Origin of the sequence: Kribbella sp. NPDC050124 (assembly GCF_044460355.1) — a bacterium.
In the GTDB taxonomy this organism is placed as follows: Bacteria; Actinomycetota; Actinomycetes; order Propionibacteriales; family Kribbellaceae; genus Kribbella.
Genome location: NZ_JBITJU010000023.1, coordinates 99,948 through 113,720, shown reverse-complemented (window position 1 = coordinate 113,720; position 13,773 = coordinate 99,948). Strand labels below are relative to the sequence as shown.

Here is a 13,773-nt window from a genome sequence, read left to right as displayed (position 1 = left end):
CAATACTCAATACGGGAGGAAGCAGTGACGAATCCGATCGAAGAAGGGTCCGACCAGGCGAAGGAAGCCCTGGACCTGGGGGGCGATGGCCCGGAGTTCGACGCGGCGAAGCGTAGCGGGGGTGATATCGAGGTCGGCGGCGACGGCGGCGACGGCGGCGGGAGCGACTCCGGCGGCGACATCGAGTCGGGCGGCGACATCGAGTCCGGCGGCGACATCGAGTCCGGCGGCGACATCGAGTCCGGCGGCGACATCGAGGGCTCCGGAGTCTGACAAGGCACAGCGGAGATCCCACAGTTCCGGCGGAGTAGATGCGAAGATCACCGCTAGCTGTCTGTAAGCATTCAACTACGCAGGAATGGGAGCCCCGCAGATGGGCATCTTCGACAAGTTCAAGGGCAAGGCCGAGGGCCTGAAGGACAAGGCCGGCGACCTGGTCGACCAGCACGGCGACAAGGTGGGCGAGGGCCTGGACAAGGCCGGCCACTTGATCGACGAGAAGACGGGCGGCAAGTACGGCGACAAGATCGACCAGGGCGTCGAGAAGGCCAAAGAAGGCCTGGACAACCTCGACGGCCAAAACGACGACATCCCCGACAAGAACCGCCCCGCCTGAGCCACACCGGAGGGCCGCAAGGAAAACCTTGCGGCCCTCCGTCATGTCCAGCTGGTACGACGCAAACCGGACACGCCTACGGCGTGACTGCTCTGATGACCGCCTCCGGCGACGCCGCACCCCGCAGTCCCGCCCAGCCAGATCGCGCGAACAGACTGCGGACCCAGGGGGTCACGAACTCGCTCGCAAGCCCGGGACCAGCGCCTCTGACCAGCTCGCCGATCGGTCTCCGCCGACACGCGCTCGCCCTGCGGTGAGTCGTTGCCGCCGGGGCGGGGATGTCTGAATCCGGCTGTGCCGGATCACGACAGCTGGACGCCTTCAGAGAAGTCGGGCGCGCTCGCAGACTCAGGGGAAACCCACCGGCGTCATGAGGCGCGCCGGGCTGTGAGAGACAACGGCAAATGAACAGAACAGATCGGGCAGGCCCACCTTTCCGTCCGGCCCCTCGAAGGTGTACTCCTTCTCGACCCGGATCCACGGCAGCCGGCGGCGCTCGGCTGCCAGCGCATCCTTCGCGCGAGTGTGCTCCTTCTCCTTGCGCAGAAGCTCCTCGCGGGCCGCGTTCCACTCCTCAGCCGACACGACAGGTGGCGTCTTCACGGAATCGCTCCTTTCGCTGAGCTGCCGCCGAGCGGTGCGATCCGTACCCGGTTACCCGCGCGGTTGGCCGTAAACTCCCGACCCTGACGTGTAGATCTCTAGGGTGATTCTCGGATCGTTCAGGTGGTTGATGGCTTGGACCAGAGTGTCGGCGTGTTCGTGGTTGCGGTTGACCAGCATCTGTACCCGGTTCGCGCGGTAGTCGACGCCGCCGCTGATGCCCGAGGCGCCGGCCCAGGCGGTCTGATGCTCGAACAGTCGGGCAGCGAGTTCCTCCAACGCCAGGGCGGAGTACTGAACCTCGACGAAGATCACGCGCAACCAAGTCGGGCTCGTGACCAGCAGGAGAAGTCGCGCCTGCTGAAGTGCATCCTCCGTCGTCATCTGAATCGTCAGCGTCGACGTCGATGCATCCCACAGCATGCCCCCGTCGTACGCCTGCAGATGCGTCAGCATGGCGCGAACCCGGGCCCGCTCTTCCGAGTACCTCGCGTCGCCCGTCACATCCAACGGCAGCGACCACTCCTGCGCGCCACTCCCCTTGGGCTTGCCTGCACCCACCACAACCGGATGCTAGACAGGAATCAGCAGCCGACGGTAGGGCCTCGGACGGCGACAGTCCTCTGACCTAAGTTGATTCGCTCTGATCTAGAGCCCTGCGCTGGCTTCGATGTAGGTCCTGTTCTGCTCGTGCCATATCGCGGGCTCTCGCCAGGAGGGGTCCGGGGTGGGGCCGAGCATCCCCCACATCCGCAGGGCGTACCAGGCGAGCGCGATGGTGGCCAGCCGAGTCAGATCCTCGTCTGCGCAGACGGGAAGGCCATGCGCCCGACGGTGGTCCGCCATCTGCCCAACCATGTCCTGCCAGCCTGCCCGGGCCGGATCGGAGTTCAGCACCTGGGGGTAAGCGGCGTCGAAAACCCACGGCATCCGGCAGGGTTCGAAGTCGATGAGCAGCGCCGGGCTGACGTCCGGAGCCAGAGTTCGCATCAGCACGTTCGCCATGTGCAGGTCCCCGTGGCAGATCTCGGGCTGGCAGACCTGATTGAGGAATCGCCAGTCCTCCGGGAAGCGCTCGAGTACGGCGTCGACGGGACCGGGCGCGTTTCGTTCGTTGCCCAACACGAGCCAGCCGCGGACGGTATCGGCGGTCAGCTCTGTGTGGGGCGCCGACGCGATCGTGCGTGCGAGGCTCTGGAAGCGCACGCCGGCGTCCATCAACAAGTTGAACTCCACGCCGCCCCAGCCATCATGCAGGCCACTCGGCAGCCGTTCCATCAGGACCCATCCGAGTTCGATCCCGCCCAGCCGATCGCCGATTGCAAGAACTCGTGGGGCCAGCTCGGGATCCCGCTCTGGAACGATCTCGCTCCAGAATCGCTGGGTTTCCGACACGCCGACCTTCAGCAGGACCTCGACGTCTAGCTGCGCCCAGCGTCCGGTGAAGTACATCGCTGAGTTGCCCCAGGGGATCAGCTCCGGAATCGGCGCTACGAACTCTGCGAGCGATGGTTCGCTCTTGACCAAGTCGTCGAGGTACGCAACAGCTTCGGGAGTCCGTTGTACCCGTCCGAACTCGTCGAGGATGTCCATCCCACGTCAACCCTGGCTCAGCGGTGCCGGTCGAGGAATGTGGTGAGTGCTGCGATGTACTGCGGGCGGTTGTCGCGGCGCACCGAATGGCCAGCTCCGGCAATGTGTGCCGCCTGGAACTCGCCGGCCGCCACTCGGGCGCAGGTCTCCGCGTATTCGGCGGAGATCAGCGAGCCGCGTTCAGTGTCCCCATGGATCAGCAGTACTGGGCAGGTTGTCGCGGCCAGCAGGTCGGTCAGCGGGGCCGCTTCCTCAAACGGCAGATCGAACAAATGCGGGTTGACTTGCGCCTTCGACACCGCCCAAGGCTCGAGCTCGTCATCGGGCCAGTCGGGCTCGTCGGATCGACCCCGCGCGATCCGTGACGGCAGATCAAGTGCTCGGAGGTCCGCGAGCCATCGCGGTTCGGACCACGATCGACCCCGTTGGTTGCCGGGCGCCGCTCCGGTCGGCGGGTCCTCCAGCACAACCGCACGAACCAGATCCGGCCTCGACGCGGCCAAGTGGGCCGCCGCCATCGCCCCCATCGAGTGACCGACCACGACCACCCCGCCGTCACCAGGCTGGTTCGACAGCACGAGGGCGGCATCGTCGCGATGTGCGGCATGGCGGATGGGTTCCTCTGGAAGCCCGGACTCGCCATGCCCGCGCGCATCGATCGCAAGCGCCCGAATCCCCGGCATCGCACTGATCAGTGGCTCCCAGCACTGCGCGGAGTCAGAGAAGCCGTGCAGAAACGCGACGTCGGCCGGAGCCTCATCGGTCCGATACCACGCCAGGTGGCCCGCCCTGCCTCGCACCCTGAACATGGCTACGGACACTAGCGCAAACACGCGCGTCCCCCGATCGGCTCCCGCGTCACGAAACACACTCGTGGCCCCCGCCCCCTCACTCACTCCAGCGCGCAACGTTGGAGGGTTTCCGGCACATACCCGGCAATACCCTCCAGGGTCTGCCGGAAAACCCTCCACAGTCCGGGCCGGCGCCGGCAGGTGTCGGCATGGCCCCACAGCACGTCCGCGTGTCACTCCGATCCGCTACGCCAATTCGCGCCACGCCGCAGGCGCGCCGGAGACAGCTGCCGCGGAGCGGTGTCGTTGGAGCGGGTTCGGGTGGTGTCGGTGGGGGTGGTTAGGGTCGGGGTATGGATCGGTTTCGGGTGGTGCCGGCGGCTTATGTGGTGTTGCGGCGGGGGGATGAGGTGTTGATGTTGCTGCGGGCCAACACCGGTTACATGGATGGGTACTGGGCGGTGCCGGCGGGACATGTGGAGAAGGACGAGTCGGTGTTCGACGCGGCGATTCGGGAGGTTCGGGAAGAGGTTGGGGTGGAGATCGAGCCGGAGGATCTGGTGCCGGTGACCGCGATGCATCGGACTGGGGGCAACGGGGAGTGGATCGACGAGCGGGTGGACTTCTTCTTCACGGCGTCGAAGTGGAGAGGGGAGGCGCGGTTGATGGAGCCGGGGAAGGCTGATGGGCTCGACTGGTTTGCGTTGGACAAGCTGCCCGATCCGGTGGTGCCGCATGAGGCGCGGGTGCTGGCCGGGTTGTCCGGCGGTGGGCTGCCTGCGGTGATCGCCCAGGGCTTCTGACCGCAGCCCAAGTCTCCCCCGCGGTTTGGACAGAGTTCATCGACCGATGAGCTGAACCGCTTTAGAGTTCGCTGCTGTGTCAGCGAGCTCTGGAGGCGGGATGGACGAGACGTACGACGGGACGAGTCGGCGACGGCTGTTGCAGGCTGGGGCGCTCGGCGCAGGTGCGGTGATTGCGCCCGGCGTGTTCGGGGCGGACGAGGCCGCGGCGACAACCCAGGCAGCCGAAGCGGCCCAAGCGGCGGCGGGCCAGGCGGGCCAAGGAGGCGACGCCGAGGATCCGCGGTTCACGGTGGCTGTGGTGCCGGATACGCAGTACTTGTTTGATCTGGATCGGGGCGACTCGGCGCCGCTCAGAGCGAGTTTCGAGTACCTGGTCGAGCAGCGGCGGGACGAGAACATCGTGTTCGTCGCGCATCTCGGGGACGTGGTGGAGAACGCGCAGGCGTCCGAGTTCGCGCAGGCCGACCCAGTGTTCAAGATCCTCGACCGGGCCCGGATGCCGTACTCCGTGCTGGCCGGCAACCACGACATCGACGCGTCGAAGGACGACACCCGCGGCGACTCGGCGTACCTCAGAATCTTCGGTCCGCAGCGGTTCAAGCGGATGGCGACATACGGCGGCTCCACGCAGAACGGGTACAACAGCTACCACGTGTTCCGCGCGGCCGGGCGGCAGTGGTTGCTGCTGGCAATGGACTGGCGGCCGTCGGACGCGAGCTTCGCCTGGGCCCGCGGGGTGATCGCGGCGCACCCGCGGCTCCCGGTCATCCTGACGACGCACGAGCTGGTGAACGCCGACCACGGCAACCCGGTCGCGTACTTCACCGGCCACGGCAACCGGGTCTGGGACCAGCTGATCGAGGACAACGACCAGATCTTCCTCACCCTCAACGGCCATTTCTGGCCGCCCGGCCGCACCACCCGGAAGAATGCCGCCGGCAACGACGTGCACCTGCACCTGACCAACTACCAGGACCGGTACTACGGCGGGTCGGCGATGATCCGGCTCTACCACTTCGACCTGGCTCGGAACACGATCGACGTCGAGACGATCGCGCCGTGGATTCTCGGCCAGGATCCGGCCCGGCGCAGTGAGCTGGCCGAGGGCGAGATCGAGCTGACCGACGACACCAACCGGTTCAGCGTGCCGATCGACTTCGAGCAGCGGTTCGCCGGATTCGCACCGGTCCCGGTCCGCCCGGCCCGGCCGGCCAAGCAACTCGTGATCCCGGGCACAGCGGCGTACTGGAGGTTCGACGGGCCGCTCGCGGACACGGTGACCGACCACTCCGGCCAGGGCAACCACCTGACCAGGGTCCAGCTCGCAGGCGAGGCCCCACGCCCGTCGACCGAGTTCCACCCGGATCAGCCGGGTCACGCCAGCTGGTTGTTTGCCGGCGGCAAGCGACCGGCGCGCGGAGGCTACCTGCGTACGGCGGACAACGCGCCGCTCAACGCGATGACGTTCACCAAGGGCTACACGGTCGAGGCCTTCGTCAAGCTGACCGACGACGGCGCCGACCACGCGTGGCAGGGACTGCTGAGCCGGATGGGCACCGGCAAGGACGCGGGCAAGACCGGCAGCGATCCGTTGGAGCCAGTCGTCAACCTGGCGTTCTCCGGCGGGCGCCAGCTCCAGTGGGCGGTGTACCCGCTCGACAACAACGACACGTTCACCAACTGGGGTCACGAGCAGGTCGCCGGCCAGTGGTTCCACCTCGCGGTCGTCAACGACGGACGGCACTCGACCTTGTACGTCGACTCGTCGCCGCTGCTCCGCAACCCGGCGACCCCGTCCAACGGACTCGCGACCGCGGGCCGGCCGTGGCTGGTCGGCGCGAACCACTACGACAACGTGATCGAGCAGGCCTTCGCCGGCCACATCGGCGAGCTCAGGATCGTCACGCACGCACTCACCCCGTCGCAGTTCCTCAACGCCTGACCGGGTTGTGTCACCGCTGGCGGGGTACAGCACGTCAGCGGTGACATAACCCGCCAGCGGGCGGTCAGAGGTGGGAGCGGATCAGGGATTCTTGGGCGGGGAGCAGGGCCAACTCCTCCGGGGTGAGGGTGACGTTGCGGCCGCGTACGGCGAGGGCGTCGGGCAGGCCCGGGGTCGGGTCGATGGAGTTGGCGAGGTAGACGCCGAGTGCCTCGTGCAGGAGTGGGGTCAAGGCCTCGAACGACGGGTCGAGTGCGACCTGGGCGAAGATCAGCGCGGTCATCGCGACGTCGAACGCCGCGGTGCCTTCCTCGGCGTTCCGCCAGTCGATGACGACCGGTCCGTCGGCGGTCGAGATCACGTTCAGCGGGTGCAGATCACCGTGTACGACGACCAGCCCCGGCGTACCGCTCGGTGCTGGGATCGACTGCAGGCGGCGGTGCAGGTCGGCGTGGATCTCGCCGACCTGCGTCGCTGTCAGGTCACCCGCGATCGCGGCATCGCCCAGAGTCGGACCGTCGAGGCGCTGCACGACCATGTCGGGACCGTCGACCTCGCGGACCGCGGGCACCGGGTAGTCGTACTGCGCCACGTGCCGCATGAAGTCGGCCTCGTCGCGCACCGGATGCCCGTTGCGATAACGCCGAAGCACCCAGGAGTCGTCGAGAACGTAGACGTCAGCATCCCGCCCGGCCGCAAACGGCTCGGCGTCAGGGGGAAGAGGAGGCGAGGGCAGGGCCCCGGGCCGATCGGGAGCCGGCCGAGCCGAGGCAGGCCGATCGGCCGGTCGGTTGTCGGCTGGGTCGCGCTCAGCGCTCACCCGACTTGGCAGCCGCCGACGGCGGGCTCGAGGGGCTTGGCGCCGATCGTCGGCATGCCGAGCATCACGCCGGGAGACGCCGAGCCAGCCGGCTGATCCTGGGCGCGTTCCCACGCGTCGCCGGCGCGGGTGCGGCGTACGGAGCCGAAGACGTCGGCGACCAGGTGGTGCGGCGCGCCGTACGTGACCTCGACCGTTGCCACGTCACCCGGTCGCGGCGCCTCGACACCCTCCGGAAGCGCGAAGTGAACCAGCCGGTTGTCGCGCGCCCGCCCGCTCAGCCGATGGGTGGCGGCGTCCTTGCGCCCCTCCCCCTCGGCCACGAGCACCTCGAGCGACCGTCCGACGATCTGCTTGTTCTCTTCCCAAGCCAGGTCGTCCTGCAGAGCGACCAACCGCTCGTACCGATCCTGTACGACGTCGCGCGGAATCTGATCCTCCATCGACTCCGCCGGCGTACCAGGACGCTTCGAGTACTGGAAGGTGAACGCACCCGCGAAGCGCGCCTGCCGGACCACGTCGAGCGTGCCCTGGAAGTCCTCCTCGGTCTCCCCCGGGAACCCGACGATGATGTCGGTCGTGATCGCCGCGTCCGGCATCGCCGCCCGCACGTCCTCGATGATCTTCAGGTACCGGTCGCGCCGGTACGAGCGCCGCATCGCCTTCAGCACCCGGTCCGAGCCGGACTGCAGCGGCATGTGCAGCGAGGGCATCACGTTCGGCGTCTCGGCCATCGCCTCGATCACGTCCGCGGTGAAGTCCCGTGGGTGCGGCGAGGTGAACCGGACCCGCTCCAGCCCGTCGATCGTGCCGCAGGCGCGCAGCAGCTTGCCGAAGGCGTAGCGGTCGCCGAACTCGACGCCGTACGAGTTCACGTTCTGGCCGAGCAGCGTCACCTCGAGCACGCCCTCGGCGACCAGCGCCTCGACCTCGGCCAGCACGTCGCCGGGCCGGCGGTCCTTCTCGCGACCGCGCAACGCCGGGACGATGCAGAACGTGCAGGTGTTGTTGCAGCCGACGCTGACCGACACCCAGGCCGAGTACGGCGACTCGCGCCGGGTCGGCAGCGTGGACGGGAACACCTCGAGCGACTCGAGGATCTCGACCTGCGACTCCTCCTGCACCCGGGCGCGCTCCAGCAGCACCGGCAGCGAGCCGATGTTGTGCGTGCCGAAGACGACGTCGACCCACGGCGCCTTGCGCACGATCGACGCCCTGTCCTTCTGCGCCAGGCAGCCGCCGACGGCGATCTGCATGCCGGGCTTCTTGGCCTTCACCGGCGCCAGGTGGCCGAGGTTGCCGTACAGCTTGTTGTCGGCGTTCTCCCGGACCGCGCAAGTGTTGAAGACGACCACGTCGGCCTGGTCACCCTCGGGCGCGCGGACATAGCCCGCGTCCTCCAGCAGCCCGCGCAGCCGCTCGGAGTCGTGGACGTTCATCTGGCACCCGTAGGTGCGGACCTCATAAGTACGCATGACAGCCACCAAGAGTACGTGCCGCGGTAGACAAATCCCTACCTGGGATGGGCGGCCTGCACCCCTGACCGGGCCGCACCCGGCGAGAATAGTGAAGGGCATGAACAGTTCTCGCCGTCAGTTCCTCGCCCGTACCGCCGCCGGCGCCGCCGTGATCGCCGGCGGCACGACCTTCACGACCGGCCAGGCCCTGGCCACAAAGAAGCACGTCACCGCCCTGACCAACGTGACCGTGATCGACGTCGCGACCGGCCGCCGGAACCGCGATCAGACCGTGCTGATCGACGGCGACCGGATCATCGGAGTCGGCCGCCACCTCCCGGTCCCGCGCGGCGCCGTCGAGCTCGACTGCACCGGCAAGTTCGTCATCCCAGGGCTGGCCGACATGCACGTCCACAGCATCGGCGACGAGCGGGTGTCTCCCCCGCTGTACCTGGCGAACGGCATCACCACGGTCCGCGAGATGGCAGGGACCAACCCGGCGCTGTACGACTGGCGCGACCGGATCGAGGCTGGCACCCTGCCCGGCCCGCGAATGGTGGTCGCGAGCAACATCATCGACGGCGACCCGACCCTGTGGGACCCGAACCTGATCCAGGTGATCGTGGTCGACGACGAGTCGTCCGCGCGCGCCGCCGTACGACGGGTGAAGGCCGAAGGCGCAGACTTCGTCAAGGTCTACTCGCGCCTCAGCCCCGCGTCGTACGCCGCCATCCTCGACGAAGCCCGCAAGACCGGACTGACCGTGCACGGCCACGGGCCCGACCAGCTCACGACGAAGGAGGTCAGCAACGCCGGTCAGCGCAGCATCGAGCACATCCACTCGGTCGGTCTCGCCGTCTCCACGTACGAGGTGGAGGTACGGCGGTTGGTCCGCGAGATCACGGTGAAACCCGGCGACTACAACGCCTGGTTCCGCCAGCTGCACCCGATCGAGTGGTTCGCGGCGCACACGTTCAGCCGCGCCCGCGCCGCCGACGTGTTCGGCACGCTGCGCCGCAACCGCACCCGGGTCACGCCGACGCTCACCATGCACAGCGTGCTCGACAAGCCCGACTACACGGCCCTCGATCCGGCGCTGACGAAGTACCTGAGCGCGGATACCGTCGGAACCTACGACTACGTGCTCGAGAACCTCTACAAGGCCAACCGCCCGGCGGAGGAGATCGCCCGGCAGCACGAGATGTGGGCGTGGCGGCAACGATTCGTCCGCGAGCTCTTCGCCCACGACGTCCCGATCCTGGCCGGCACCGACACCGGAACGCCGTACTCGGTCCCCGGATTCGCCCTGCACGAGGAGCTCGAGCTGCTCGTCGCGGCCGGCGCGACCCCACGCCAGGCCCTGTACGCCGCCACCGTCGAGCCGGCCCGGTTCCTCGGCTTGCGCGACAACCTGGGTTCGGTCGAACCACGCAAGGTCGCGGATCTCGTCGTACTGGACGCCGATCCGCTGCGGGACATCCGCAACACCCGCCGGATCCACACCGTGATCACGCGTGGCCGGGTGATCTCACCCACAGCCCGGCAGCGGATGCTCGCCGAGGTCGAGGCAGCGGTGAAAGAGCCTCCGACGGCGGCGACGATCCCCGCGGGCGGTTGCTGCTGACGCAGTCTTCGAGCAGCCTGTGACCAGATGGTCACAGGCTGCTTGGCTATATTGCAGATCGTTACCACCGTGGAACCGACCAGCGCTGCGACGGCACCCCTGCCTCCGCTAGGTTCTGGCCATGAGCGATTCCGGAACCTCGACGCAGGACACCAGTCGGGCGGCCGGTCTGGTGGCACTAACCGGCGTCAACAAGCATTTCGGTGACCTGCACGTCCTGAAGGACATCAACCTGTCCATCGACAAGGGCGAGGTCATCGTGGTGATCGGCCCGTCCGGGTCCGGCAAGTCGACGCTCTGCCGCGCGATCAACCGGCTGGAACCGATCGACGAGGGCACCATCACGCTGGACGGGCAGCCGCTGCCGAGCGAGGGCCGGGCCCTGGCCCGGCTGCGTGCCGACGTGGGCATGGTGTTCCAGTCGTTCAACCTGTTCGCGCACAAGACGATCCTGCAGAACGTCACGCTCGGACCCACCAAGGTCCGCAAGGCGGATCCGAAGGCGGCCGAGCAGCGGGCGATGGAACTGCTGGAACGGGTGGGGGTGGCCAACCAGGCCTCGAAGTACCCGGCTCAGCTGTCCGGCGGCCAGCAACAGCGCGTCGCGATCGCGCGGGCGCTGGCGATGGACCCGAAAGTCATCCTCTTCGACGAGCCCACCTCGGCGCTCGACCCGGAGATGATCAAGGAGGTCCTCGACGTGATGATCGACCTGGCCAAGCAGGGAATGACGATGGTCGTGGTCACGCACGAGATGGGGTTCGCCCGGACCGCGGCGAACCGGGTGGTGTTCATGGCCGACGGCGAGATCGTCGAGGAGGCCACCCCGGACCAGTTCTTCACCAACCCCACCTCGCGGCGTGCCCAGGACTTCCTCGGCAAGATCCTGAAGCACTGACGTCCGCCCGCTGCCGTACCAGCAACCACACGAAGGGGAACGAGACCATGAGAATGCGCAACCTCGTCGCCAGCCTCGGCGTCGCGGCGCTCGCGCTGAGCGTCGCCGCCTGCGGGGACGACGAGCCCGCGGCCGGTGGCGGCGGCACCGGCGACGCCGCCGCGTCCGACGCGTGCGGCGAACTGCACAAGTTCACGACTGCCTCCGGCGTGGACGTCGCCGGCAGCGCGACCTTCACGAAGATCAAGTCCCGCGGCACTCCGGTCGTCGGTGTGAAGGCCGACCAGCCGAACCTCGGCTACAAGGACGCCGACGGCAAACGCTGCGGTTTCGACATCGAGGTCGCCCGGATGGTGGCCGCGAACCTGGGCTTCGACCCGGACAAGATCGAGTACAAGGAGATCCCGTCGGCGAACCGGGAGACCGCGATCGCCGGTGGCGAGATCGACTACTACGTCGGCACCTACTCGATCACCGACAAGCGCAAGACCCAGGTCAGCTTCGCCGGTCCGTACTTCATCGCCGGCCAGGACCTGCTGGTCCGCAAGGACGACACCTCGATGGACGCCGGCAAGACCGCCCTGAAGGGCAAGAAGGTCTGCTCGGCGACCGGCTCGACCCCGATCCAGCGGGTCAAGGACGAGCAGCTGACCGAGACGAGCAACATCTCCGAGTTCAAGACCTACTCCGAGTGCGTCTCGCAGCTGCTGGACAGCAAGGTCGACACCGTCACCACCGACGACGCGATCCTCAAGGGCTACGCGGCGACCGCGCCCGACGAGCTGCGGGTGGTCGGCAAGCCGTTCAGCACCGAGAAGTACGGCATCGGCCTGCCGCTGGCCGACAAGGCGCTGCGGGACAAGGTGAACTCCATCCTGGAGACCTCCGCGTCCGACGGCACCTGGAAGGCGATCTACGACGAGACGCTCGGCAAGTCCGGTTCGGACTCGACGCCGCCGCCGCTCGAGAAGTACTGATCCACTCCGGCCGCGGCGTCCGCCAGGGCGTCGCGGCCGGTCCGCGCTCCGCTGATTCTGGGGATTGCGCGCCACTCATTTCTGGAAGGTCGCGATGCTCTCGGTCCTTACCGACAACTGGGATCTGTTCGTCGAAGGGTTCTGGACCACCCTCAGGCTGTTCCTGATCGCCGGGATCCTGAGCCTGGTGTTCGGCACCATCCTGGCCGGGTTCCGGGTCTCTCCGGTACCGGCCCTGCGCGGCGTCGGCACCGGCTACGTGAACGTCCTGCGGAACACCCCGCTGACCCTGGTGTTCGCGTTCCTGGTCTTCGGCGCCCCGAAGATGCAGATCTCGCTGCCGACGTTCTTCTGGTCCGCCGTGGTCGCGCTGACGGTCTACACGTCGGCGTTCGTCTGCGAGGTCGTCCGCGCCGGGATCAACACCATCCCGGCCGGCCAGGCCGAAGCCGCCCGCTCGGTCGGGATGACGTTCATGCAGGTGCTGAACATCGTTGTCCTGCCGCAGGCCTTCCGGGCGATCGTGCCGCCGCTGATGAGCGTGATGATCGCGTTGCTGAAGAACACCACGATCGCGGCCGGTTTCTCCGTCGCGGAGGCCGGTGCGATCCCGGCGGTGATGGCCGAACGCGGTGAGAACCAGATCGCCACGCTGACCTGGATCACCATCGGGTTCCTGATCCTGATCATTCCCCTGGTCTTCCTGCAGCGGTGGGCCGAGCGACGGACGGCGGTGGCCTGATGAGTGCGGTCCTGTACGACGTACCCGGCCCGCGGGCGAAGGCGCGCAACCGGATCCTGAACGCGGTCGTCATCGTGGCCCTGCTGGCCGTCGTCGGCTGGGTGGTCTACCGGCTGAACGAGAGCGGACAGTTCGCCGAACGCCGCTGGATCCAGTTCACCTTCGACTCGATCCAGCGGGAACTGTGGAACGGTCTGCTCAACACCCTCAAGGCGGCCGGTCTGGCCACAGTGCTCGCACTCCTGTTCGGCGCCGTGTTCGCGGCGGCCCGGATCAGCGACCACTGGTGGTTCCGGGCGCCGGCGACGTTGGTCGTCGAGCTGTTCCGCGCCATCCCGCTGCTGATCCTGATGTTCTTCTTCTACTACGGCAACCTGCAGTTCGATCTCGGCCTGGGCCCGTTCTGGGCGGTCGTGTTCGGGTTGACCTTGTACAACGGCTCGGTGCTGGCGGAGATCTTCCGGGCCGGTATCGCCGCCGTACCGAAGGGGCAGCGTGAGGCCGCGTACGCGACCGGGCTGCGGAAGAACCAGGTCGTCCGGCTGATCCTGTTGCCGCAGGCCATCACTTCGATGCTGCCGGCCATCGTCAGCCAGCTGGTCGTGCTGCTGAAGGACACCGCCCTCGGCTTCATCATCACCTACGCGGAGCTGCTGTACGTGGGCAAGCAGATGGGTGGCCGGCTCCAGTACGGCTTCCCGTACATCCCGACGTACATCGTGATCGCGGTCATCTACATCGGCCTGTGCTCACTGCTGTCGCTGCTGGCCAAGCGGCTCGAGGCCCGCTCCCGCCGCCAGCGCAAGACCCGCGGCACTCCCCCACCCTCCGCAGCGGAAGCCGCCACCTCAGCGGAAGCCCCGCTCTGACCAGCAAGTGCCCCCGGTACGACGGTACCGGGGGC

Annotated in this window: 15 protein-coding genes; 9 read left to right on the top strand and 6 right to left on the bottom strand. The window is 67.8% G+C overall.

Annotated features, from left to right (window positions below; translation table 11 throughout):
- The first annotated feature begins 24 nt into the window (after positions 1-24).
- Both ACIBL3_RS37030 and ACIBL3_RS37025 read left to right on the top strand, forming a co-directional pair.
- Positions 25-273: a hypothetical protein gene (locus ACIBL3_RS37030; protein WP_396358564.1), complete on the top strand. Its 249-nt coding sequence runs from the start codon at positions 25-27 to the stop codon at positions 271-273.
- Between the two features lie 100 nt (positions 274-373).
- Complete coding sequence (locus ACIBL3_RS37025) at positions 374-616, top strand: antitoxin (protein WP_396358563.1); 243 nt, start codon at positions 374-376, stop codon at positions 614-616.
- Positions 617-964: 348 nt separating this feature from the next.
- Here the strand turns inward: ACIBL3_RS37025 and ACIBL3_RS37020 are convergent, their stop codons facing one another.
- The 4 genes from ACIBL3_RS37020 to ACIBL3_RS37005 all read right to left on the bottom strand — a co-directional run bounded on the left by ACIBL3_RS37020 (position 965) and on the right by ACIBL3_RS37005 (position 3,681).
- Positions 965-1,219, bottom strand: coding sequence for a DUF899 family protein (locus tag ACIBL3_RS37020; protein ID WP_396358562.1), 255 nt, complete (start codon positions 1,217-1,219; stop codon positions 965-967).
- A 51-nt stretch (positions 1,220-1,270) separates the two neighbouring features.
- A complete protein-coding gene (locus ACIBL3_RS37015) occupies positions 1,271-1,783 on the bottom strand; it encodes a hypothetical protein (protein WP_396358561.1) in 513 nt (170 codons plus the stop codon).
- 84 nt (positions 1,784-1,867) lie between these two features.
- Positions 1,868-2,812 carry a phosphotransferase gene (locus ACIBL3_RS37010; protein ID WP_396358560.1) on the bottom strand — a complete coding sequence of 315 codons (945 nt, stop codon included), beginning with the start codon at positions 2,810-2,812 and terminating at the stop codon, positions 1,868-1,870.
- Between the two features lie 17 nt (positions 2,813-2,829).
- On the bottom strand, positions 2,830-3,681 hold the full coding sequence (locus ACIBL3_RS37005; RefSeq protein ID WP_396358559.1) for an alpha/beta fold hydrolase: 852 nt from the start codon (positions 3,679-3,681) through the stop codon (positions 2,830-2,832).
- Positions 3,682-3,956: 275 nt separating this feature from the next.
- Between ACIBL3_RS37005 and ACIBL3_RS37000 the strand changes: the two genes are divergently transcribed.
- Complete coding sequence (locus ACIBL3_RS37000; RefSeq protein WP_396358558.1) at positions 3,957-4,406, top strand: NUDIX domain-containing protein; 450 nt, start codon at positions 3,957-3,959, stop codon at positions 4,404-4,406.
- A gap of 100 nt (positions 4,407-4,506) precedes the next feature.
- On the top strand, positions 4,507-6,351 hold the full coding sequence (locus ACIBL3_RS36995; RefSeq protein WP_396358557.1) for a LamG-like jellyroll fold domain-containing protein: 1,845 nt from the start codon (positions 4,507-4,509) through the stop codon (positions 6,349-6,351).
- A 64-nt stretch (positions 6,352-6,415) separates the two neighbouring features.
- Here ACIBL3_RS36995 and ACIBL3_RS36990 read toward each other — a convergent pair whose 3' ends face one another.
- Both ACIBL3_RS36990 and miaB read right to left on the bottom strand, forming a co-directional pair.
- Complete coding sequence (locus ACIBL3_RS36990; RefSeq protein WP_396358620.1) at positions 6,416-7,087, bottom strand: phosphotransferase; 672 nt, start codon at positions 7,085-7,087, stop codon at positions 6,416-6,418.
- An 80-nt stretch (positions 7,088-7,167) separates the two neighbouring features.
- On the bottom strand, positions 7,168-8,646 hold the full coding sequence (miaB, locus tag ACIBL3_RS36985; RefSeq protein ID WP_396358556.1) for a tRNA (N6-isopentenyl adenosine(37)-C2)-methylthiotransferase MiaB: 1,479 nt from the start codon (positions 8,644-8,646) through the stop codon (positions 7,168-7,170).
- Positions 8,647-8,746: 100 nt separating this feature from the next.
- On the opposite strand from miaB, the gene ACIBL3_RS36980 reads away from it, so the two are divergent.
- From ACIBL3_RS36980 to ACIBL3_RS36960, 5 genes are all read left to right on the top strand, one after another.
- Entirely contained in the window at positions 8,747-10,252 is a 1,506-nt protein-coding gene (locus ACIBL3_RS36980) for an amidohydrolase family protein (RefSeq protein ID WP_396358555.1), read from the top strand.
- 169 nt (positions 10,253-10,421) lie between these two features.
- A complete protein-coding gene (locus ACIBL3_RS36975; protein WP_396358619.1) occupies positions 10,422-11,150 on the top strand; it encodes an amino acid ABC transporter ATP-binding protein in 729 nt (242 codons plus the stop codon).
- A gap of 47 nt (positions 11,151-11,197) precedes the next feature.
- Positions 11,198-12,127 carry a glutamate ABC transporter substrate-binding protein gene (locus ACIBL3_RS36970; RefSeq protein ID WP_396358554.1) on the top strand — a complete coding sequence of 310 codons (930 nt, stop codon included), beginning with the start codon at positions 11,198-11,200 and terminating at the stop codon, positions 12,125-12,127.
- Positions 12,128-12,221: 94 nt separating this feature from the next.
- Positions 12,222-12,869, top strand: a complete 648-nt coding sequence (locus ACIBL3_RS36965; RefSeq protein ID WP_396358553.1) for an amino acid ABC transporter permease — start codon at positions 12,222-12,224, stop codon at positions 12,867-12,869.
- Positions 12,869-13,738 carry an amino acid ABC transporter permease gene (locus tag ACIBL3_RS36960; RefSeq protein ID WP_396358552.1) on the top strand — a complete coding sequence of 290 codons (870 nt, stop codon included), beginning with the start codon at positions 12,869-12,871 and terminating at the stop codon, positions 13,736-13,738. The genes ACIBL3_RS36965 and ACIBL3_RS36960 overlap by 1 nt, the downstream gene beginning before the upstream one ends.
- The last annotated feature ends 35 nt before the right edge of the window (positions 13,739-13,773 follow it).